This window comes from Pseudooceanicola sp. (assembly GCF_041987405.1).
Lineage (GTDB): Bacteria > Pseudomonadota > Alphaproteobacteria > Rhodobacterales > Rhodobacteraceae > Pseudooceanicola.
Genome location: NZ_JBHIWR010000003.1, coordinates 121,447 through 143,225, shown reverse-complemented (window position 1 = coordinate 143,225; position 21,779 = coordinate 121,447). Strand labels below are relative to the sequence as shown.

At 65.4% G+C, this 21,779-nt stretch carries 21 protein-coding genes; 8 read left to right on the top strand and 13 right to left on the bottom strand.

Annotated features, from left to right (window positions below; all coding sequences use genetic code 11):
• Nucleotides 1–15 precede the first annotated feature (15 nt).
• On the bottom strand, nt 16–1,062 hold the full coding sequence (locus ACFC2Y_RS08660; protein ID WP_375174889.1) for a rod shape-determining protein: 1,047 nt from the start codon (nt 1,060–1,062) through the stop codon (nt 16–18).
• A gap of 174 nt (nt 1,063–1,236) precedes the next feature.
• On the opposite strand from ACFC2Y_RS08660, the gene ACFC2Y_RS08655 reads away from it, so the two are divergent.
• Nucleotides 1,237–2,010 carry a 23S rRNA (adenine(2030)-N(6))-methyltransferase RlmJ gene (locus ACFC2Y_RS08655; protein ID WP_375174890.1) on the top strand — a complete coding sequence of 258 codons (774 nt, stop codon included), beginning with the start codon at nt 1,237–1,239 and terminating at the stop codon, nt 2,008–2,010.
• Between the two features lie 328 nt (nt 2,011–2,338).
• Here the strand turns inward: ACFC2Y_RS08655 and ACFC2Y_RS08650 are convergent, their stop codons facing one another.
• The 3 genes from ACFC2Y_RS08650 to trxB form a co-directional block, all read right to left on the bottom strand.
• The gene (locus tag ACFC2Y_RS08650; RefSeq protein WP_375174891.1) at nt 2,339–4,054 is read right to left on the bottom strand and encodes a bifunctional sulfate adenylyltransferase/adenylylsulfate kinase; all 1,716 of its coding nucleotides are present in this window, start codon (nt 4,052–4,054) and stop codon (nt 2,339–2,341) included.
• Nucleotides 4,055–4,292: 238 nt separating this feature from the next.
• Entirely contained in the window at nt 4,293–5,948 is a 1,656-nt protein-coding gene (locus ACFC2Y_RS08645; RefSeq protein WP_375186431.1) for a hypothetical protein, read from the bottom strand.
• A 57-nt stretch (nt 5,949–6,005) separates the two neighbouring features.
• Nucleotides 6,006–6,989, bottom strand: a complete 984-nt coding sequence (gene trxB / locus ACFC2Y_RS08640; RefSeq protein ID WP_375174893.1) for a thioredoxin-disulfide reductase — start codon at nt 6,987–6,989, stop codon at nt 6,006–6,008.
• A 180-nt stretch (nt 6,990–7,169) separates the two neighbouring features.
• Here trxB and ACFC2Y_RS08635 point away from each other — a divergent pair, with 180 nt between their 5' ends.
• On the top strand, nt 7,170–7,670 hold the full coding sequence (locus ACFC2Y_RS08635; RefSeq protein WP_375174894.1) for an Lrp/AsnC family transcriptional regulator: 501 nt from the start codon (nt 7,170–7,172) through the stop codon (nt 7,668–7,670).
• A 65-nt stretch (nt 7,671–7,735) separates the two neighbouring features.
• Here the strand turns inward: ACFC2Y_RS08635 and ACFC2Y_RS08630 are convergent, their stop codons facing one another.
• From ACFC2Y_RS08630 to lgt, 5 genes are all read right to left on the bottom strand, one after another.
• A complete protein-coding gene (locus ACFC2Y_RS08630) occupies nt 7,736–8,476 on the bottom strand; it encodes a Hint domain-containing protein (protein WP_375174895.1) in 741 nt (246 codons plus the stop codon).
• Nucleotides 8,477–8,829: 353 nt separating this feature from the next.
• Nucleotides 8,830–8,970 carry a hypothetical protein gene (locus tag ACFC2Y_RS08625; protein ID WP_375174896.1) on the bottom strand — a complete coding sequence of 47 codons (141 nt, stop codon included), beginning with the start codon at nt 8,968–8,970 and terminating at the stop codon, nt 8,830–8,832.
• Between the two features lie 188 nt (nt 8,971–9,158).
• Nucleotides 9,159–9,914: a peptidoglycan editing factor PgeF gene (gene pgeF / locus ACFC2Y_RS08620; protein ID WP_375174897.1), complete on the bottom strand. Its 756-nt coding sequence runs from the start codon at nt 9,912–9,914 to the stop codon at nt 9,159–9,161.
• Nucleotides 9,911–10,993 (bottom strand): class I SAM-dependent methyltransferase, encoded by a 1,083-nt coding sequence (locus tag ACFC2Y_RS08615; RefSeq protein WP_375174988.1) that lies wholly within the window; start codon nt 10,991–10,993, stop codon nt 9,911–9,913. The genes pgeF and ACFC2Y_RS08615 overlap by 4 nt, the downstream gene beginning before the upstream one ends.
• Entirely contained in the window at nt 10,990–11,871 is an 882-nt protein-coding gene (gene lgt, locus ACFC2Y_RS08610; protein WP_375174989.1) for a prolipoprotein diacylglyceryl transferase, read from the bottom strand. Before lgt ends, ACFC2Y_RS08615 begins: the two co-directional genes overlap by 4 nt.
• 96 nt (nt 11,872–11,967) lie before the next feature.
• Between lgt and ACFC2Y_RS08605 the strand changes: the two genes are divergently transcribed.
• The 6 genes from ACFC2Y_RS08605 (at nt 11,968) to ACFC2Y_RS08580 (ending at nt 15,878) form a co-directional block, all read left to right on the top strand.
• Nucleotides 11,968–12,207: an accessory factor UbiK family protein gene (locus ACFC2Y_RS08605; protein WP_375174898.1), complete on the top strand. Its 240-nt coding sequence runs from the start codon at nt 11,968–11,970 to the stop codon at nt 12,205–12,207.
• 271 nt (nt 12,208–12,478) lie between these two features.
• Nucleotides 12,479–12,886, top strand: coding sequence for a DUF805 domain-containing protein (locus tag ACFC2Y_RS08600; protein ID WP_375174899.1), 408 nt, complete (start codon nt 12,479–12,481; stop codon nt 12,884–12,886).
• Nucleotides 12,887–13,229: 343 nt separating this feature from the next.
• Complete coding sequence (locus ACFC2Y_RS08595; protein ID WP_375174900.1) at nt 13,230–13,730, top strand: YbjN domain-containing protein; 501 nt, start codon at nt 13,230–13,232, stop codon at nt 13,728–13,730.
• 54 nt (nt 13,731–13,784) lie between these two features.
• Nucleotides 13,785–14,597 (top strand): pyrroline-5-carboxylate reductase, encoded by an 813-nt coding sequence (gene proC / locus ACFC2Y_RS08590; RefSeq protein ID WP_375174901.1) that lies wholly within the window; start codon nt 13,785–13,787, stop codon nt 14,595–14,597.
• Nucleotides 14,590–14,928, top strand: coding sequence for a tRNA-binding protein (locus tag ACFC2Y_RS08585; protein WP_375174902.1), 339 nt, complete (start codon nt 14,590–14,592; stop codon nt 14,926–14,928). The genes proC and ACFC2Y_RS08585 overlap by 8 nt, the downstream gene beginning before the upstream one ends.
• Nucleotides 14,925–15,878: a 2-hydroxyacid dehydrogenase gene (locus ACFC2Y_RS08580; RefSeq protein ID WP_375174903.1), complete on the top strand. Its 954-nt coding sequence runs from the start codon at nt 14,925–14,927 to the stop codon at nt 15,876–15,878. Before ACFC2Y_RS08585 ends, ACFC2Y_RS08580 begins: the two co-directional genes overlap by 4 nt.
• A gap of 113 nt (nt 15,879–15,991) precedes the next feature.
• Here the strand turns inward: ACFC2Y_RS08580 and ACFC2Y_RS08575 are convergent, their stop codons facing one another.
• The 4 genes from ACFC2Y_RS08575 to ACFC2Y_RS08560 form a co-directional block, all read right to left on the bottom strand.
• Entirely contained in the window at nt 15,992–16,603 is a 612-nt protein-coding gene (locus ACFC2Y_RS08575; protein ID WP_375186133.1) for a hypothetical protein, read from the bottom strand.
• 219 nt (nt 16,604–16,822) lie between these two features.
• A complete protein-coding gene (locus ACFC2Y_RS08570; RefSeq protein WP_375174905.1) occupies nt 16,823–18,415 on the bottom strand; it encodes an FMN-binding glutamate synthase family protein in 1,593 nt (530 codons plus the stop codon).
• A gap of 61 nt (nt 18,416–18,476) precedes the next feature.
• Entirely contained in the window at nt 18,477–19,355 is an 879-nt protein-coding gene (locus ACFC2Y_RS08565; RefSeq protein WP_375174906.1) for a transglutaminase N-terminal domain-containing protein, read from the bottom strand.
• 4 nt (nt 19,356–19,359) lie between these two features.
• Nucleotides 19,360–21,771: a circularly permuted type 2 ATP-grasp protein gene (locus ACFC2Y_RS08560; RefSeq protein WP_375174907.1), complete on the bottom strand. Its 2,412-nt coding sequence runs from the start codon at nt 21,769–21,771 to the stop codon at nt 19,360–19,362.
• Between the last annotated feature and the right edge of the window lie 8 nt (nt 21,772–21,779).

Genomic DNA, 21,779 nt, shown 5'->3' with positions numbered 1-21,779 from the left:
CCCTTCGGGCCGGGGTTAGCTGTCGTAGTCGATCGCGTGGCGCAGAAGCTTCTCGAATTCCAGTGCTTTTCCGGTGCCGAGGGCCACGCAGTTGAGGCTCTCGTTGGCGATGGAGACGGCCAGGCCGGTCTGTTCGCGCAGCGCCAGGTCCAGATCGCCCAGAAGCGCGCCGCCGCCGGTCAGCATGACGCCGCGGTCGACGATATCCGCCGCGAGGTCGGGGGGCGTGGCTTCGAGCGCGGTCATGACCGCTTCGCAGATCTGTTGCACCGGTTCCGAGAGAGCTTCGGCAACCTGGGCCTGGGTTATCTCGGTTTCCTTGGGCACGCCATTCAACAGATCGCGACCACGGATGTGCAGGCTCTCGCCCCGGCCGTCGTCGGGCATGCGGGCGGTGCCGATGGTGGTCTTGATCCGTTCAGCCGTGGATTCCCCGACGAGCAGGTTCTGCTGACGCCGCAGGTAGCTGATGATCGCCTCGTCCATGCGGTCGCCGCCGACGCGGACCGAGCGCGCGTAGACGATGTCGCCGAGGGAGAGGACCGCGACCTCAGTCGTGCCGCCGCCGATGTCGACAACCATGTTGCCGGTCGGGTCGGTGATGGGCATGCCGGCACCGATGGCGGCGGCAATGGGTTCGGCGATGAGTCCGGCCTTGCGGGCGCCGGCCGACAGAACGGACTGGCGGATCGCGCGTTTCTCGACCGGGGTCGCGCCATGCGGCACGCAGACGATGATCTTGGGCTTGGAGAAGGTCGAGCGCTTGTGCACCTTGCGGATGAAGTGCTTGATCATCTCCTCGGCAACGTCGAAGTCCGCGATGACGCCTTCGCGCATCGGGCGGATGGCCTCGATCGTGCCGGGGGTCCGGCCGAGCATGAGCTTGGCGTCTTCGCCCACGGCGAGCACCTTTTTCACCCCGTCCTTGACGTGGTAGGCGACCACAGAGGGTTCCGAGAGGATGACGCCCTTGCCCTTCACATAGACCAGCGTGTTCGCGGTCCCCAGGTCGATCGCCATGTCAGACGAAAACAGCCCCGGTAGTTTGTCCCAAATCGCCATTGCTCAATTCGTCCTGCCAAATACCCCAATCGTCCGCGACTCGGGCCGAGGCGGACGTTTGGCCCTTTTAACGGGCTGTAAGGCAGGGTGAAAGTGCATCAAGATGCAAATCAGCGCCAATCCGCCCGGAGGGGGCGGGGCGGAGGCGCGAGAAATGTCAGGATTGTGTAAGTCATGCTCTCTTATCAGCACTCATATCACGCGGGAAACCCGGCGGATATTCACAAACATGCAATTCTGGCCTGGATGCTGGATCGCCTTTCCCAGAAGCCGAAACCGCTGAGTTATCTGGAAACCCACGCCGGTCGGGCGGTCTATGACCTGTCTTCTGCCGAGGCGCTGAAAACCGGGGAGGCGGCGGCGGGTGTCGGGCGGATGCTTGGAAAATTCGCCCCCGATCACCCCTATCGGAAGGCGGTGGAGGCGCTGCGGGCGGAGGCCGGGAGCACGGCCTATCCCGGCTCGCCCTGGATTGCGGCGCATCTGTTGCGGGCCGACGATCAGCTGCATCTGGCAGAGTTGCATCCACAGGAGCACGAGGCGCTGCGCGTGGCGATGCGGGGGCGGGCCAGGGTGCATCGGGCGGACGGGCTGGAGCTGGCCATGTCGCTCTGCCCGCCGGAGCCGCGGCGGGGGGTGCTGGTCATTGACCCCAGTTACGAGATCAAGACGGAGTATGAGGCGCTGCCGCCGTTCATTGGCAAGTTGCACCGGGCCTGGAACGTAGGTGTGATCGCGCTGTGGTATCCGATCCTGAAGGACGGGCGGCACCGCGGGATGCTGCGGGGGCTAGAGGCGTTGCAACTGCCCAGGGTGGTGCGCAGCGAGGTGAGCTTTCCGCCGGTGCGCGAGGGGCACGGGATGGTCGGCTCTGGCCTGTATGTGGTGAACGCGCCCTTCGGCCTGGCGGAGGAGGCGGAGCGGATCGCGGGGATGTTTGCGGAATAGATGCTGGGTGTACGTCGGGCGGCGGTGTTCTGGGTTGAATAAATAATTTCTGGGGCGTTGATCGAGTGTACCGCCCGGCGGCTCGCCGGGCAGCGCCGCATTGACCGGCAGATGTTTGCAGGCAAACACCGGGAGGGGCCCGCCCCCGTCGCACCAAAGGTGCGCCGGAATAGTCTGGCACGCCTCTGGCGTGACGGGCGGCGCTATAGCGCCACCCCGCGGGACGGCGCTGCTCTTCGTTGAAACCGGATAAGGTGACGCGCCGCCACGGCATCTGCCGCACAAAAAACGGCCCCGAAACCGGGGCCGTTTCCGTAAGTCATTCAGATCAGTGCGCGGCGATCAGGCCCATGCTTTCGAGCTTCAGGATCACCTGATGCGCGCAGTTGTCGACATCGGTGCCTTCGGTTTCGACCCGCAGTTCCGGGTTGGCCGGCACGTCGTAGGGGTCGGAGATCCCGGTGAATTCCTTGATCTTGCCTTCGCGTGCGAGCTTGTAGAGCCCCTTGCGGTCCCGGCGTTCGCATTCCTCGATCGTGGTCGCGACGTGGACCTCGATGAAGGCGCCGAACTGTTCGACATCCTCACGCACGGCGCGGCGGGTCGCGGCGTAGGGCGCGATCGGGGCACAGATGGCGATGCCGCCGTTCTTGGTGATCTCCGACGCGACATAGCCGATGCGACGGATGTTCAGATCGCGGTGCTCTTTCGAGAAGCCGAGCTCGGAGCTGAGGTTCTTCCGCACGATGTCGCCGTCGAGCAGGGTGACCGGACGGCCGCCCATCTCCATCAGCTTGACCATCAGCGCGTTGGCGATGGTCGATTTGCCGGAGCCGGAGAAGCCGGTGAAGAAGACGGTGAAGCCCTGCTTGGCGCGCGGGGGGCGGGTCTTGCGCAGTTCCGCGACGACCTCCGGGAAGGAGAACCATTCGGGGATCTCCAGCCCCTCGGCCAGACGGCGGCGCAGTTCGGTGCCGGAAATGTTCAGGATGGTGACGTCGTCCTTGTCGAGGATCTCGTCATTGGGTTCGTACTGGGCGCGTTCCTGCACGTAGACCATGTGTTTGAACGGAACCATGGTGATGCCCATTTCCTCTTCGTGCTGTTTGAAGAGGTCCTGTGCGTCATAGGGGCCGTAGAAGTCTTCGCCCTGGGAGTTGGAGCCGGGGCCTGCGTGGTCACGGCCGACGATAAAGTGGGTCACGCCGTAGTTCTTGCGGATCAGCCCGTGCCAGACGGCCTCGCGCGGGCCGGCCATGCGCATGGCGAGCGGCAGCAGCGACATCGCGGTGGTCGAGCCGGGGTATTTGTCCAGCACGGCCTCGTAACAGCGGACGCGGGTGAAGTGGTCGACGTCGCCCGGTTTGGTCATGCCGACGACGGGGTGGATCAGCAGGTTGGCCTGAGCCTCTTTCGCGGCGCGGAAGGTCAGTTCCTGATGCGCGCGGTGCAGCGGGTTGCGGGTCTGGAAGGCCACGACCTTGCGCCAGCCCAGCTTGCGGAAATAGGCGCGCAACTCGTTCGGGGTGTCGCGGCGGGCGCGGAAATCATAGTGCACGGGCTGCTGGATGCCGGTAACGGGGCCGCCGAGGTAGACGTTGCCAGCGGTGTTGTGCAGGTAGTTGACGGCCGGATGCGCCTGATCGTCGGCACCGAAAACCTTTTCGGCCTCGATGGCCTTGTTCGGGGTCCAGCGGTCGGTGACGGTCATGGTGCCCAGGATCACGCCTTCCTGATCGCGCAGGGCGATGTCCTCGCCGATCTCGATGCTTTCGGCGAATTTCTCCGACACATCCAGGGTGATCGGCATGGGCCAGAGGGTGCCGTCGGCAAGGCGCATGGTCTCGACCACGCTGTTGTAGTCCTCTTCCGAGAGGAACCCCTTGAGCGGGTTGAAGCCGCCGTTCATCAGCAGTTCGAGGTCGCAGATCTGGCGCGGGGAGAGATCCCAGCTGGTCAGGTCAGCAGCTTCGACTTTCAGCTTCTGGGCGGAGTCATAGGAAACAAACAGCTCGGGGATCGGAGCGAGATTGGCGGTGGACATCGGGTTTACCTCGGGACGGAAATTCGCTGCGGGGCAGCAAGTGCGGTTTCCCTAACGATTGTGGCGGTGAAAAGGCAAGCCGTAGGTCAGTTTTCCGCAAAAACGAGGAGATATTGGTGCATTCCGTCGGTTTTGGCGGATGTCATCCCGGATAATTCCGGCCCCTCGGCGCGATTGTTCCGGATCGGGCGATGGTTGAAGAACGGGTTGGAGCTGCGCGGAGGGCCGGTCGAGAGACTCAGTCGGTGAAGCGCCCCTGGGAGAGGGTCATCAGGCTGCCGGCGGGGACGTCGAGCGGGGCGAGGGTGCGGACCATGTAGCGGCTGTCTTCCGTGCCATCGGGGTCGAGGACACCGGCGGCGTGGTCCGGCGTTTCGGCCAGCAGCTGTGTCGGCCCGGTTTCGGCCAGGCGATAGACCCGGTAGCGCGCGCCGGGCTGGGGGCTGGCCTGCCAGGTGATCCGCTGGCCGTCTGCCTCGGGTCTGCTGGTGACCGGGCCGGGCGGCTGGATCGGGAAGGCGCGCAGGGTCGGGTCGCCCAGAAGGTTGCCCCAAATTGGATGCAGGAAGGGGTAGCGCCCCGTCGGCAGGTAATCGGTGGTGGAGAGGTCGTTGCCCCGGGCGGGGCCGTTGTTGACGCTGCGCATCTGTGCGGCGCCGATCGTTTCCCCCATGGCCATGCCATGCAGGCGCCAGGCCGGGCGGCCGCCCCAGGCCACGGCGAGGGCGCCGTTCGGCGGCGTCATCAGCGCGTTCATCGGATTGCGGAAGCGGGCGATCTTTTGCTTGTGGCTGCCGAAGTTGATCGCGAAGACGGGATTGGCGGAGAAGTCGTTGAAATAGGCGTCGCCCCCCGCCGGGCCGAAATCCAGACCGAAGAGCCATTGGCCCTGTTGCCCGGCCTGCGCATGGCCGCCTTCGGTGATCGCCGTTTTGCCGATGATCGCCGCCAGCCCGTGGTGTTCGACGAACAGGTGGTTGGCATGGGCGGCGTAGCCGTTGCGCAGATCGCCCATCCGGCCATGGCGCCAGTCGTGATTGCGGGTCAGGTAGTCGCGCAGCCAGTCGAGTTCGGTCTCCCGGTCCAGTGCGCCCATATTGGAGAGGTCGATGCGCCCGATCATCGCCTCGATCCGGCCGTCGGGGATTTGGTGCGGGGTCAGCAGGCCCTCGGCAGTGGCGGGCCAGCGCTGATCGAGATCGGCATAGAAGAGATCGGTCGAATGGGGCATGCGCTTGTGCCCGTCGGGGGCGACGAGGCCACTGGCCACCATGGGCACGCGGCCGAGCAGGATGATCGCCATATCGCCGTCGGGATGATCGGCGCGATGTTGGCGGAGGGCGGATTTCAATTCCAGCGCGCTAAGCAGGCGGACCGGGCCCTGTTCGTCGCGCGCAGCGGGGGAGGAGAGGTGCCGGACCAGCCAGCCGTCACCGGTCAGATCGTCGGTGAAACGGTCGATCTCCGCAGCAAGGGGGGCGGCGATGGCGTCTTCGATCACCAGAACGGCGAGGCCGCGGTGATCGGGGGTGGCCACGTCGCGCCCTCCGGTCCAGTAGCCCTGATCGACGACCTCGCGCCCAAACCGCCGGACGCGGTATTCCCAGGCTGTGCCGTCGGTCGCGGTGCGATCCAGATAGGCCTGGACTGGTCCGAGGCCGGGGGCGATGACCTGCCAACTGGCGGTGCCATTGGCGCCGAGGGGGCGGCGGCTGACCTCCACCGATCCGGCGAATTTGGGGGTCGCATCCGTCCAGCTGATCTTGGGACCGTCCGGGGTGAGGACGCCATCGACAGGCAGGGCGCCAGGCATGCCGCCCGCAAGTCGGGATTGGGCCAGCGCCGGGGAGGCCAGCAGGGCGAGGATCAGGGCCAGGAGACCCGGCAGCGCCACCAGGCGGGACCTGGCGGCGGGGCGGGGGTATCCGGGGCGGCCCATGATCGCGCGCGATCAGGCGTTGGCGGTCACGACGTTCAGGTCGGCGGGCGCCTCGTCCACCTGCGCGGCGAGCCAGTGTTCGGCATCCAGCGCGGCCATGCAGCCCATCCCGGCCGAGGTCACGGCCTGACGATAGACATGGTCGGTCAGGTCGCCGGCCGCAAAGACGCCGGGGACGGAGGTGCGGGTCGATCCGGGTTCGACCTTCACATAGCCGCCGTTGTGCAGCTCCAGCTGGTCCATGACCAGTTCGTTGGCCGGGGCGTGTCCGATGGCGATAAAGACGCCCTTGGCCGAGATCTCGCTGATCTCGCCGGTCTTCACGTTCTTGACCCTCACGCCGGAGACGCCCTTGGGGTTGTCCTCGCCCACGACCTCTTCGAGCACATGATCCCAGAGGGGTTCGATCTTGGGGTTCTTCATCAGGCGGTCAATCAGTATCTTTTCGGCGCGCAACTCGTTGCGGCGGTGGATCAGGGTGACCTTGGTGGCGAAGTTGGTGAGGAACAGCGCCTCTTCCACGGCGGTATTGCCGCCGCCGATCACCACGATTTCCTGGCCGCGATAGAAGAAACCGTCGCAGGTGGCGCAGGCGGAGACGCCGAAGCCCTTGTAGGCCTCTTCGCTGTCCAGTCCCAGCCACTTGGCACGGGCGCCGGTGGCGAGGATCACGGCGTCGGCGGTGTAGGTCGTGCCGCTGTCCCCCTTGGCGGTGAAGGGACGTTTGGAGAGGTCGAGATCAATGATGATGTCGCCGACGATCTCGCATCCCATGGCCTTGGCGTGGGCCTCCATCCGGACCATCAGATCAGGGCCCTGAACCTCTGTATCGCCGGGCCAGTTCTCGACCTCGGTCGTGGTGGTCAGCTGGCCGCCCGGCTCGATCCCCTGAACGAGGATCGGGTTCAGCATGGCGCGGCTGGCATAGACGCCGGCGGTGTATCCCGCGGGGCCGGAGCCGATGATGAGGACCTTGGTGTGGCGGGTGTCGGACATGGCGTTGCTCCCCGGGGTGACGGATGGTTGAGTGTATGTAAGCCGCGTGGCAAGGGGCTGCAACCAAGTGGCAAAGCATTCGTTTGCGGCTGACGTCGCGACCGGATGTTGCGCGCACGCGAAAGATTATTGCGCAGGCTGGCGGCGCTGATATAACAAACGCAAATTTGGGAGGCGAGTATGGCGGGCACCCGTCTGGACGCGATCGATCGAAAAATCCTGGCCGAATTGCAGGCCGATGGTCGGATGACCAATGTGGAGCTGGCCAAGCGGGTCGGCATCTCGGCCCCGCCCTGTCTGCGCCGGGTGCGCACGCTGGAAGAGGCGGGGTTCATCAAGGGCTATCATGCGCAGGTGGACAGCCGGGAGCTGGGCTTCGAGGTGCAGGTCTTTGCCATGGTCGGGCTGGTGAGCCAGGCCGAGTCGGACCTGTCGGCCTTCGAGGCGCGCTGCAAGGAGTGGCCGCTGGTGCGGGAGTGTCACATGTTGAACGGCGAGGTGGATTTCATCCTGAAATGCGTCGCGCCGGATCTGTCGACCTTTCAGAGCTTCCTCACCGGGCAGCTGACGGCGGCGGACAACGTGGCCAGCGTGAAGACCTCTCTGGTCATCCGCTGTGCCAAGGATGATCCAGGCGTGCCCTTCGACATCCTCGAAGAACGGCTAAGCCGGACCGCCTGACCGACAAAGGCAGCGCCCGGGGTGGCCGCTGCCCTTTTGCTTTCATTGACATGTTTGGCGCTGGCTCAGGCCGCCGCATCCTCGATCGAGCGCATGGTCACGCGGGGGTGGGCCAGCGGGCCGAAATCCGTCGCGCGGCGGATATGCGGGAACATCGAGACAAAGAGATCGCGGGTGTTGTTGCCCATCTGGTCCAGCACCGTCATGCCGGGGTGGAAGGTCTCCAGATCCAGCCCGCCGACACGGATCGTCGCATGGCGCTGCAGCGCGATGTGGTAGGTGTCGATGGCCATGCGCGGTGCGATGGCGATGACGCTGTCGCCGTCGATGAAATCGCGCAGCGGCGTGTAGACCGGTCTGTGGTCTGCCAGGCTGCGCAGGCGGGCCGGGCGATGCAGTAGCCGCGCGCCGGGACCACAGAGCAGATCCATCGGCGGGGCGCCGGCGGCGAAACGGTCCGCGGTGACGCGGGTCAGGAAGCGGGCGCCGTTCGGGTCGGGCATATGGGTCATGGAGCCGATCCAGAGGATCGGTTGCGCGCCGTGTTCGATGGTGATGGCCTTCATGCCGGGGCGCAGATCCTCGATCGCGACCTCGCCTTCGGTGGTGGCGATCAGAGAGCCATGGGCCAGGGCGTTGAATGCACATTGGAATTCGGGCGTCGCGGGCGCGCGCACGTCATCGTACCAGACGTCTCCCTCGGGGGTGAGATAAGAGGTCATGTACCGCCGCATGGTCGGCAGCGACTGGCTGACACTCGAAATAGCAGAAAAATCGCCCGGGTTGGGCGAGAAAGGACCAGACATCAGCAACACCTCTTAATGGCGTCACATCTGCGTCGGCCCCCACCGACAACACGAGACGGACTCTGTGGATCAGATGGGGAAAATGTGCACGTTCGGAGGTGGACTTGTCAAAAATCCGCATCGATTGGTCGTGGCCTGCGGGTAATCGGCCCAGAGACGGCTGGATTGTTCTCGGGAGGGGGAGAGTGGGGCCACAATTGCGGCGGGGGAAAGGCGAATCAAACGGCGCCTTGTCCGGAAGGGGGAGGGAGAGACTGCGCGAGCAGATGCAGTCTCTCCCCTTGCGGCGGCTACGGGGATGAAAGCCGCCGCCACGGCGTCTCAGGCACGACGACGCCGAATTCGATATCTCTTCACGCTGCCTGGCGTTTTGCAGCGGCGCGCAGGCGGGCGGCAACCTCGGTGCGCTGGCCGCGCTGGTAGGGCAGCTTGGTCTCGGTCTTCCGGGCGGTGTCCACCAGGGACTTGATCCAGCGTTTCTGCTTTGCGGTCATCGCTTTGTCCTTTGCGGTCTGCTTCACCGTAGTTCGGCGATAGGCTGACTATCCCCCTGCTTTTGGGCGGGGGCGGGGCAAATAAGGGCAATTTAGCGTTAACTTCTGTGTATTTTCTGGCGGGCAATCCCGCCGAAAAGGCGGGGCTTACAGTGTTTTTGGAAACAATCGGGGCGAAATCCGGGCGTTTATAAACGAATGACAGAAATCAGCCGTCCGTAGTCCGCTTCGCCGGCGTGGGTCGTGCGACGGAAGGAATAGAATCTGTGGGGGTCGCTGTAGGTGCAGTGGCGGGTCCAGTCGGCCTCTGCGATCCCGGCGGCGCGCAGGCGATGCAGACCATAGGCCGGGAGATCGAAATGCACCCGGTCGCCGTCCCCCCCGGCGAAGAAATTGGCGTTCTCGGGGTCTTCCTCCAGGAAGCGGTCCAGGAATTCGGGCCCGACCTCATAGGCGCGCTGGCTGATCGTGGGGCCGATGACGGCGCGGATCCGCGCGCGTCTGGCGCCGAGGGATTCCATGCCGTCGATCGTCGCCTCCAGGATCCCGTCGAGGGCGCCGCGCCAGCCGGCATGGGCGGCGCCGATCACCCCGGCCTCCGCATCGGCAAAGAGCACGGGCTGGCAATCGGCGGTGAGGATGGCGAGGGCCAGGCCGGGGGTGGCGGTGACGACGGCATCGGCCTCGGGCTTGCCCTCGGGCGGCGCGGTCAGGGGAAGCGCGGTGGCGGAATGCACCTGGCTGACGGTGATCAGATCGCGGTCCTCGACCTCCATCGCGCGGGCGACGCGGGTTCTGTTGATCTCCACAATCTCGGTCTGGTCGGACGATCCGGGGCCGCAGTTCAGCCCGGCGAATATCCCCGAGGAGGCACCGCCGCGCCGGGTGAAGAACCCGTGGCGCAGGGGATCGAGGAGCGGCGATGTGATGATTTCCAGGGTCATTCGGCTGCTCGTCCGGGGTCTGCGGTTCCCGGCACCATCGGCGCATCAGGCGGTGTGAGGGCCAGGATATGGAAGAGCGTCCCCATTTCCTCGGGGTGGGTCAAGCGGCGATGTGCGGCGATATGGGACGCAAGGGCGTCATCCCGCAATTGCGTCGCGAGGGCTTGCGCCCGGGCCGTGATGCCGAGCCGTTCAAGGAAAACGCCCTGCGGGGTCAAGGGCGCGGCGCGGGCCGGGGCGGCGGCCTGGGCGAGGCGTTCGAAATCGACATGGGCGGTCAGATCGGCCTGTCCGGGGGCCGCCAGCGGGTCCACCGGTTCATGGGCGGTGAGGGCCTGGAAGGTGTCGCCGAGGGAGTGCCAGCCGCCATAATCCACGATCAGCGCCGCGCCGCCGTGTTCGGCGATCTTCGCGCCCAGGGTGGCGGCGATCGGCAGGGCGGGGGCGCAGGTTTCGACGACATCGCCCTCCCGGGTGTCGGCCAGCCTGTGGTCCAGGGCGGGATAGGGCTGCGGGGCGGCGAGGGCGAAGGTGAGCGCCTCTCCCTGCGCCGTGACGACGCGTTCGGCCCAACCATCGCCCGCGCGCTGGAACTGGCGGATCGGGAGGGCGTCGAAAAACTCGTTGGCGATGAACCAGAGGGGGGCGTCGGGCAGATCGGCTGCGGTGTCGATCCAGGTGACGTCGTAATCGGCCAGGGCCGTGCGCTGGATGTCCCGCAGGGTGGGGGAGGCCTCGATCAGCGTGATCCGGGCGGCGGCGTGGAAGCCGGGCACGGCGCGGGTGGCGCGCAGGATATCGGCCATCAAGGTGCCCCGGCCCGGCCCGGCTTCGGCCAGAGTGAAGGGGCTGGGCGCACCCTGATCCAGCCAGCTCTGCGCCAGGGCGAGGCCGATCAGCTCGCCGAACATCTGGCTGATTTCCGGCGCGGTGATGAAATCCCCGGTGCGGCCGAAGGGGTCGCGGGTGGTGTAATAGCCATGCTCGGGATCCAGCAGGCAGCTTTGCATGTAATCCGCCAGGGTCATCGGACCGGTTGCGGCGATCCGGCGCAGGAGCTTTTCCTTGAGCGGGGTCATCGCCATTGGCGGCGGCCGATCAGGATGACGACCACCCCGATCGCCACCATCGGCAGCGAAAGGATCTGCCCCATGGTCAGACCCAGGCCGTCTGTCAGGCGCAGGACGTGGCCATAGGGGTTGTCGGGGGTGATGTATTGCGCATCCGCGAGGCGGAAGAACTCGACAAAGGCGCGGGCCAGCCCGTATCCGGCGAAGAACAGCCCGGCGATCAGCCCCGGTTTCTTCAGCGCGCCCCGGGCGAAGGCGAGCCAGAGCAGGATCAGGCCCAGCACCAGCCCCTCCAGCCCCGCCTCATAGAGTTGCGAGGGATGGCGGGCGCAGGGCAGCCCGTCGCACATCGCGCCACGGCCGGGAAAGATCACGGCCCAGGGGACATCCGACGGGCGGCCCCAGAGCTCGCCGTTGATGAAGTTGGCAATGCGGCCCAGCAGGATGCCCACGGGCGCGGCCAGGGCCAGCAGGTCCGCCGTCGGCAGTTTCGGCACGGCATTGCGCGCGCACCAGATCCAGGTGGCCGCGACCACGCCGAGGAACCCGCCGTGGAAGGACATGCCGCCCTGCCAGATCATCGGGATCTCCAGCGGGTTGGAGAGGTAATAGCCCGGTTGATAGAAAAGGACGAAGCCAAGCCGTCCGCCCAGCACCACGCCGAGGATGATCCAGGTCAGCAGGTCTTCGATCTGGGGCTGGCTCATCGGCGCGCTGTCGGCGCGCCAGAGCTGCGGGCGGTTCAGCGCGGTCCGGGCGATCAGCCAACCGAGGGCCAGCCCGACGATATAGGCCAGCGCATACCAGCGCAGGGCAAATTCGAACCCGCCGAGCGAGATCGAGAAGATCTCGGGCGAGATGTCGGGGAAGGGCAGGACGGCGGTGATCATGGGCGTGACTTGGCCGGGGCGCGGGGGGGAAGTCAACCTTGTGAGCGGCCATGATCCGGCCCATATAGGGGGAAACCCAGAAGGGAGACCGAGATGCAGACCCGTTCCAAGTTCTTCGACGACATGTCGCAACTGATGACCAACGCAATGGGCGTGGCGCAGGGGGCCAAGGACGAGGCCGAAACGGCCTTCAAAAGCATGCTGGACCGCTGGCTGGCGGATCGCGATTTTGTGACCCGCGAGGAATTCGACGCCGTGCGCGCCATGGCGCAGAAAGCCCGCGAGGAGAACGAGGCGCTGAAGGCCCGGATCGAGGCGCTGGAAGGCAAGTGACACGACCCTCGTGTCGTGCCCTTGCCCGGGCGACTTCCGTCGCGCTGGCCGTTTGCACCGACGCGAAGCCTATGGGCGGTGTGCGCTTTTCGTCAGCCCGTTCAGAGTGACGCGTGAGCTTTGGTGGCGCTGCTGTAAGAAGCGCACAAATGACGGAGTGGCATAGCACGTCCCCCGCAGTCTGGCCGTTGAGAGGCCGAGGCTGAGAATTTTTTTGCGACATCTTCGGTATTTGCGGTAAGATCCAATGGACCTGACAGGAGCGAGTGCCATGGGATTTAGTGAAGCGGTCAAGACCTGCCTTCGGAAATACGTTACCTTTTCGGGGCGCGCCACCCGACCGGAATTCTGGTGGTTTGTTCTGTTCTTTTTCCTGGTCATTGTCATCGGAGGCGTGATCGACCTCGTCCTCTTCGGTGAATCGACAACGGCGGTGACGGACACGGGCGCAAGCGTGGGATCGGAAACCGATTTCACACCTTTCACCACGATCTTCGGTCTGCTGATCCTGCTCCCCTATATTTCGGTCGCAGTCCGTCGCCTGCACGACACCGGTCGTAGCGGGTGGTGGTATTGGCTCGGTTTGATTCCGCTGGTCGGTATCATCATCCTGATCGTCTGGTTCGCGAGCAAGGGAACCACCGGCAGCAACAAATACGGCGAAGATCCGCAGGCGTAATCGCCGTTTGGCTGGAGTGTAGGTGCTTCGCGCATCCGCAGGCCGCGCCCCTGGCGGGGCGACGGCGTCATGCGCCTATGCAAGCTCCGGGATTCGAGGCAAACGCTGTTTGATCTTGTCATGTACTTGTCATATCCAGTGTGTCCAGGAACTATTCTTGTGATGTTCTTGGGCTAATCCACAATTACTTGCAGATATCCCCAACAAATTGCTTGCCACATGGCCCCGGTCCCCTCACCATATCTCGTAGGGGCACCGGGAAATCGCCCAGCCCCTAGAGCAGGCACCTAGCGCTAGGGGCGCTTATCCGCCCTTCGCGCTACAACCAAAAAGAGGTGGCGCAATGGCATTGTCCGAGCAGTTTCTGACCGAAGAGCTTCATCCTATCGACATCGTCGAACACCTGGCCGAGCACCATGAGTGGGACTTCGACCGGATCGCCGATGACCAGATCGCGATGGCTGTCGAGGGGCAGTGGCGGACCTATTCGGTGACGCTGGCATGGTCGCCCTATGACGAGACCCTGCGTCTGGTCTGCACCTTCGAGATGGAGCCGCCGGAGGACAAGCTTCCGGGGCTCTACGAGCTTCTCAACCTGGTCAATGACCAGTGCTGGGCGGGGTCCTTCACCTACTGGACCGAGCACAAACTCTGCGTCTATAGCTACGGGCTGATCCTGGGGGGCGAGCAGATGGCCAGCCCCGAGCAGATCGACACGATGATCGCCGCCGCCGTCGGATCGGCGGAGCGGTATTACCCGGCGATGCAGTTGCATCTGTGGGGCGGGCAGAGCCCTGCCGATGCGTTGCAGGTGGCCATTGCAGAGGCCTACGGCCGCGCCTAGTGTCCCGGTGAACGGGGGCGCGCCCTGAAGCGCCCCTGACACAGGAGGCAAGGCATGTTGGATACTGTGGCCCGTCAGGGCATGGTCCTGATGGGATGCGGAAAAATGGGGGGCGCGATGCTCTCCGGTTGGCTGAAGGGCGGTCTGCCGCCTGCCAGCGTCTGGGTCACGGACCCCTATCCCGCCGACTGGCTGACCGGGGCGGGGGTTCACATCAACGCTGACTATCCCGAGGCGCCCGCCGTGGCGCTGATCGCGGTCAAACCGCAGATGATGGGCGATGCGCTGCCTGCTGTCGCAGCGCTTGGCGGGGGGCGGACGCTGGTGATTTCGGTCGCCGCCGGGACGCCGATTTCGACTTTCGAGGAGGTCTTCGGGCCGGGCACGCCGGTGATCCGGGCCATGCCGAACACACCCGCCGCCATCGGGCGCGGGATCACCGCCATTATCGGAAATTCGGCGGTGACCGAGGCGCATATGACATTGACCGAAGATCTGCTGTCGGCCGTGGGGCAGGTGGTGAGGCTGGAGAATGAGGGCCAGATGGATGCGGTCACGGCCGTCTCCGGCTCCGGCCCGGCCTATGTGTTCCACCTGATCGAAACCCTGGCCGCCGCGGGGGAGGCCGAGGGGCTGGACCCGGGCCTCGCCATGGCGTTGGCCAAGGCGACGGTCGGCGGGGCTGGCGATCTGGCCGAACAGGCGGAGGAGGACCCGGCGCAATTGCGGGTGAACGTGACCTCGCCGAACGGGACCACGCAGGCGGCGCTGGAGGTTCTGATGGACGAGGACGCGGGCTTCCCGGCGCTGTTGCGGCGCGCGGTGAAGGCCGCGGCCGACCGGTCGAAGGAGCTGAGCCGTGGCTGAGATCACCTATGACGATTTCCTCAAGGTTGATATCCGTGCGGGCAGTGTGGTGAAGGCCGAACCCTACCCGGAAGCGCGCAAGCCCGCGATCAAGCTCTGGATAGATTTCGGGCCGGAGATCGGGGAGAAGAAGACCTCCGCCCAGATCACCGCGCATTACGAGCCGGAGGCGCTGGTCGGCAAGATGGTCATGGCCGTGGTCAACTTCCCGCCGCGCCAGATCGGCCGGTTCATGTCCGAGGTGCTGACGCTTGGCGTGTCGGATGCCGAGGGCGGGATCGTGCTGGTAAGCCCGGACAAGGACGTTGCACCAGGGGAGCGGATGCATTGAAACGCGTACTGATCAGCCGCCCGATGCCGCCGCAGACGCTGGCCGCCGCCGAGGAGCTGTTCGACGTGGAGGTCCGCAGATCGAACAAGCCGATGACAGCGGGCGAAATCCGCGCCGGGTTTGCCGTCTATGACGGGATGATGGTGACGCTTGGCGATGTGATTTCGGCCGATATCCTGGCCGATTTCGGGCGCCCCCGCTGCCGGATGGTCGCGAACTTCGGGGTGGGGTTCAACCATATCGACGTGAAGGCCTGTGCCGGGCATGGGGTGACCGTCTCCAACACGCCGGGCGCCGTGACGGATGCGACCGCCGATATTGCCATGACGCTGATGCTGATGACCGCGCGCCGCGCGGGCGAGGGCGAGCGGCTGGTCCGATCGGGCGCCTGGGAGGGCTGGCATCCGACGCAGTTGCTGGGCCTGCATCTGAGCGGGCGGACCGTGGGCATCGTCGGCATGGGCCGGATCGGCCAGGCGGTGGCGCGGCGCTGCCATTTCGGCTTCGGCATGGATGTGCTTTATGCCAACCGCTCGGAGAAGACGGTGGATTTCCCGGCGCAGCAGATGCCCCTGACGGAGGTTGCCGCGAAGGCCGATGTCCTGGTCGTCACCGCGCCGGGCGGGCCGGAGACGGAGCATCTGATCGACGCCGCCGTGCTGGAGGCGATGCAGGGCCATGCGATCCTGGTCAACGTGGCGCGCGGCAATATCGTCGACGAGGCGGCGCTGGTGGCGGCCTTGCAATCGGGGGCGATCGGCGGGGCGGGGCTGGACGTCTATGAGCACGAGCCGAAGGTCAGCCCCGGCTTGCTGAAGATGGAGCATGTCACCCTGCTGCCGCACCTCGGAACCTCGTCGCTGGAGGTGCGAGAGGACATGGGGCTGATGGCGGTCTCCAACCTCCGCGCCTATTTCGCCGGGGAAGAGGTGCCGAACAAGGTTGCTTGATGGGGGGGGAGATGAGGGGGGGAGAGGTGAGCGCGGGCTGGAATTGTCTGGTGACGTGCAAACCTTTGCCTCATCCGACTTGCCGCGCGCCAATTTAGTGGACTTTCAGTCGGTTAGCTTGTCCCGGTAATGAGGCCATCGAAGAGTCGGTTGGACCAAGACCGGTATTGCTCGATGAGATCGAGGTATTCCTTATTTTCCCATGTAGCCAAGTCTCGGCAGATCTCCTCGATTGACAAAATGTCGTAAAAGCCAACCTCTTGTTTGATCTGTTCGACGGCGTCGGCGTCGATTGCCCCCCATACCAGTATTGCACCATCAATCCGGATCGGCTTCCGTGCCACTTTTGCAGCCGCCAACTCCGGTGTCTTAGCCGCTTTCAGGAATGCCTCGAAGGCTGGCTTGGAGTGATGGTCGAGCTGCTGCGCGCTCTCAAGCACGAAGTAACGAAAATTCATATACTCGATCTCACACTTCATTTCGGCGGCGAAGATCAATTCGGAATTCCGATGTAGCAGGGTAAAGTCGAGGGTGTGACCACGCACATCGCCGGGGAAGCGGAGCGTTGGCCGTCCGAGGCCCACGTACGGTGCGCGTGTATCACGAGCCCAGACATCGACGATCTTTTCGGAAAAGATACCGAACATTCGGGAGAGAAACTTTGCGCTTCTATTCCCGGGGTCCTCATCGGGCCGATGGAAAATTCCTCGGAACTTGCTTTGCATTTACTCATATCCCCTGGTCATTTTCCAAACACCAACAGCGGCGTTTTAACGCGTACGTTCCTACGAAAGAACTGCCTTGTGCCAAAGAGCATTGCTCCTTTCGAGGTTCACCGTACGTCGCACGATCAGCTATAATGGGCGCAAAGCGGCCCCTGCTTCCCACCCCCACACTCTCTCACACCCCCCAGGCCCAACCCGACCAAACCACGGCCCCGGCACTCAAGCCACTTCAGCAAAAGACCCGGTCTGCGCGCGGTTCCAGTATTTGGCGAAGGCGGGGTGCATGGCCTCGTTCGACAGCAGCTCGCCCTTTTCCAGCCAGAGGTATTGGCTTGCGGCGGAGCGGGCCTCGCGGCTGTTGATGCGGATGACCAGGTGGTGCGGCGTGAACTGGGAGGGGTGTGTCAGGCCGGAGGAGGAGACCCCCTCCTTCAGCGCGATCAGCGTATTGCGGTGGAAATTGGCGACCCGGTCGCTCTTGTTGCCGATCTCAAGCGCCTTGTAGCGGCCGGGGTCCTGGGTGGTGACGCCGGTCGGGCATTTGCCGGTGTGGCAGGCCTGGGCCTGGATACAGCCCAGGGCGAACATGAAGCCGCGGGCGATGTTGCAGGCATCCGCGCCCAGGGCGAACATGCGGCAGAGATCGAAGGCGCTGATCAGCTTGCCCGAGGCGATGAGACGGATGTCGTCGCGCAGATCCAGCCCGACCAGCGTGTTGTGCACCAGCATCAGGCCCTCGCGCAGCGGTGCGCCCTTGTGGTCGGCGAATTCCGCGGGGGCTGCGCCGGTGCCCCCTTCGGAGCCGTCGATGGTGATGAAGTCGGGCTTGATCCCGGTCTCCAGCATCGCCTTGGCGATGGCGAACCATTCCCAGGGATGGCCGACGCACATCTTGAAGCCGACGGGCTTGCCGCCCGACAGGTCGCGCAGCTGCTTGATGAAGGCGCAAAGCTCCAGCGGGGTGGAAAAGGCGCTGTGGGCCTCGGGGCTGATGCAATCCACGCCGAGCGGGATGCCACGGGCCTCGGCGATGTCCTTGGTCACCTTGGGGCCGGGCAGGATGCCACCGTGACCGGGCTTGGCCCCCTGGGAGAGCTTGATCTCGATCATCTTGACCTGATCATCGGCGGCGGTTTCGGCGAATTTTTCGGGGTCAAAGCGACCATCGCTGGTGCGGCAGCCGAAATATCCGCTGCCGATCTGCCAGACGAGGTCGCCGCCATGTTTGCGATGAAAGACGGAGATGGAGCCTTCGCCGGTGGTATGGGCAAAGCCACCGATTTTGGCCCCCTTGTTCAGCGCCTCGATCGCATTGGGCGAGAGGGCGCCATAGGACATGCCGGAGATGTTGAGGACGGAGCCTTCGTAGGGTTTCTTGCAGTCCGGTCCGCCGAAGGTGGTGGTGAAGGGCGCGTCCGGCAGATGGACCGGGGCCATGGAATGGTTGATCCATTCGTGGCCGATGTCGTTGACGTTGCGCAGGGTGCCGAAGGGGCGGACCCCCTCCATCCCCTTGGAGCGGCGGTAGACGAGCGAGCGTTGCTCGCGGGAAAACGGCGTCTCCTCGTGATCGCTTTCCAGGAAATACTGCCGGATCTCTGGCCGGAAGTGTTCGAAGAGGAAGCGCAGGCGGGCGACGATCGGATAGTTGCGGCGCACCGCGCTGGTGGTCTGGCCCACATCATACAGCCCCACGGCCGCCATCAGCGCCGCAAGACCGGTCACCACCCCACCCCAGAACGGAACCCATGCCGCGAGGATCATCCCGACAGGTATCGTCAACAGGGCGACAATCAGGGGTAAATACCGCATAACCCTCACTCCCTGAAACAGGTCTAGCACGAAGGTCTGCCGCGGGGTCAAGCGTTCCGGGTCACGCGACGGTGGCTACGTCGACGCTCTGATCGCTGTCCTGTTCGCCCGCGCCGCGCATGGCGCCGCGCACCGGGGCGATGTCGTCGTAGTCGCGTCCGTAGCCGATCACGATGTAATCCGTTCCGGCGGGCTGGTCGTTGGTGGGGTCGAACTCGACCCAGCCCATTTCCGGCCCGGTCCAGGCGCGGACCCAAGCGTGCATGGCGTCCACGCCGACCAGCTTCTCCTTGCCGGGCGGGGGGAAGGTCCGCAGGAAGCCCGAGACATACCCCGCCGGGATGCCGACCCCGCGCAGGGCCGAGATCATGATATGCGCGAAATCCTGGCAGACCCCGGCGCGGGCCGCGAAGGCCTCCTGCACCGGGGTGTCCACATGGGTGGCCTTGGTCGAAAAGGTCATGGTCTCGTGGATGGCGTGGCCGATGGTCTGCACCGCCTCCAGCGTGGACATGTTCGGGGTGAGCAGGTCGTGGGCGAAGGCGGTGATGTCGCGCAGGACGGGCGCGCGGCGTGAGGGCGCGGTGAAATGCAGGGGCGAGTCCGGCCCCGGATCGCGGCAGGCAATGAGATCGGCGGGCAGCTTTTCCAGCGGGCTGGACAGGGCCAGGCGCGGGGCGTCGCCGTGGCATTCGGCGCGGAAGGTCAGGGTGATCTTCACCTCTTCTATCGGGCTGTGCCAGGCGGCGGAGGTGACGGAGTTGCCGAAGAAATCGGTGAACCAGGTCTGTTCGGAGGGGCGCGGCGACAGGGCCAGCGTCCAGTCCTCGATCTGTTGTTGCCCCGGCAAGTCGCGCGGCAGCAGGCGCAGCAGATTGCGCGTGTGGCTGGTCGGCTGGCTGTAGCTGTAGTCGATCTTGAGGGTGACGTCGTATTTCATCGGATCACCGCAGATGGGCCTCGGCCAGGCGATCGGACATGCGCGACAGCGCCGCGCGGAAATCTGTCAGCGCCTCGGTCGAAACATCCTCGGGCAGTTCGACCTCCAGCCGGGTGCGCAGGGGCAGCAGTTCGCGCACCAGGGCGGAGGGGCGGGCGGAGCCGGTCGCGCCGGGCAGCCCTTCGGCAAAGCCTTGCAACTCGCGCAGCTGGAACAGCAGCGAGCGCGGGTTGCCGGCGTCATGGGCCAGCAGGTCGACAACCGTGTCGCGCGAGGGTTCCAGCGCATAGCGGCGGCGGTGTGACATGGCGCCGTCGGCCACGCCCAAGGCAATGTCCAGCGCGCCGTCCGGCGCGTCGGGGTCGGCGAAGCTCTGCAGGATCGAGGCCAGGGTGTCGCAGCGTTCCAGCGACCGCCCGATGTTGAGGAACCGCCAGCCGTAGAAGCGGTACATGTTTTCGACCACCACGCCGGAGAAGCCCGCAGTCTTGCGCAGCAGGACACTCATCGCGCGGGCGGCATCATCGCCGGGGCGGGCGGTTTCGGTCATCTGGCGCACGGTCTTGACCAGGTCGTTCAGGGCAAACCAGGCATCGGTGGAAAACCGGTCGCGGATGCGCGCGGCGCAGTTATGGGCCGAGAGCAGACGGTCGGTCAGGCCCTGGGGGATGGCATCCTCGACGTCGATGCCGACCGGTTCCAGGTAGTTGGCGATGAGCGACAGGATCGGATCATCTGCACTGTCGGTCGTGGCCAGGCGCAGGTGGTAGGCGCGCAGCAGGCGGGCGGCGTCCTCGAACCGGGTGATGTAGCGGCCCAGCCAGAACAGGTTGTCGGCGGCGCGGGCGGGCAGGGCGACGGCCTCTGTCCGGACCATGCGGCGGCCGGTGGCGTCATGGGTGGCCTGCAGGCTACCGGGTTCGGGCACGCGTTTGTCTGACAGGATCAGCACGTCGGACACGCTGCCGCCGCGCTGCATGGCGAGGGCGGTGGCATCGCCCGGCGGGCCGATCCGGGCATATCCGCCCTGCATGAAGGTCCAGCCCTGATCGGTGCGGGCGGCGAAAACGCGGATCGTCATCGGGCAGGGGGCGAGGCGGGGGCCCTCCTCGGTTTCCATCCATGCGGGGGTGGTCGATAGGGCCACGGCCTCCTGCCCGACGAGATCCGGCGCGGGGCCGTCCAGCAGGTCGAAGATCTCCGGCTCCGCGCCGCGGACGGTTTCGGAATTGCTGTCGAAGGGCAGATCGACCGAGAGGGCCGGGGCTATCATCATGCGGTGTGCATTGTCGCGGACATAGGTGCGGGCGGTGTCGTCGCCGCACCACCAGGTCGCGATATTGGGCAGGGCCAGCGCCTGACCGGTCAGGGTCCTGCAGATGCGCGGCAGGAAGGCCATCAGGGCGCGGGTTTCCAGAATGCCGGAGCCGAGCGCATTGACCATGGCCAGGTTGCCGCTGCGCACCGCGTCCATCAGCCCGGGCACGCCGATGCGGCTTTCGGGGTTGAATTCCAGGGGGTCGGAGAAGCTGGTGTCGATCCGCCGCCAGAGCAGGCCAAGGGGCACCGGCCCCTCGATCGTGCGAACCATGGCCTGGCCGTTCTGCACGATGATGTCCTCGCCCTCCAGCAGCAGCAGGCCGAGGTACCGGGCGATGTAGAGGTGTTCGAAGAAGGCGTCATTGGCCCGGCCCGGCGTCAGCAGGCCAAACTGATGCGGCTGGCTGCGATTGTCGCTGGCCAGTTTCTGGAGCGCGGCGCGGAAGCCTTCGAAGAAGCCGACAACGCGGTGCGTATAGGCGCGGGGGTAATCCTCGGGGAAGACCCGCCGCATGGCCATGCGATTTTCCAGCGCAAAGCCCGCGCCGGAAGGGGCCTGCGTGCGGTCCCCCAGGACCAGCCAGCTCCCATCGGGGGAGCGGCCCAGCTCGAACGCGAGGAAATGCAGGTAATGCCCGCCGCGCGGGGGGACGCCGACCATGGGGCGTTTGAAATGGGTGTTTTCGGTGATCAGCCGGGGCGGCAACTGGCCGCCAGACAGAAGGGTGGCCGAACCGTAGAGATCGGCCATCACCTGTTCCAGCAGGTCTGCCCGCTGGCTGAGGCCCGCGCAGATCGTCTCCCATTCCTTTTCGTGCAGCAGGACGGGGATATTGGCCAGCGGCCATTCGCGTTCGTTCAGCGGATCGCTGGAATACTGGCGGAAGTAGACGCCGGCATCGCGCAGGTACTGCTTGCCGCGTTCGAATTTCCCGCGCAGTTCCTCTTCGGAGAAATTGGACAGGGTGTCGATGAACTTGCGCCAGACCGGACGCATGGCGCCGTCGCGGTCGAACAGCTCGTCCGCCACGCCATCAGTCGGCGCGTAGTCCTGCAGCAGAGGGCTGTCCGCGCCGGTCTTGGTCGGTTTGTCCATGACCCCTC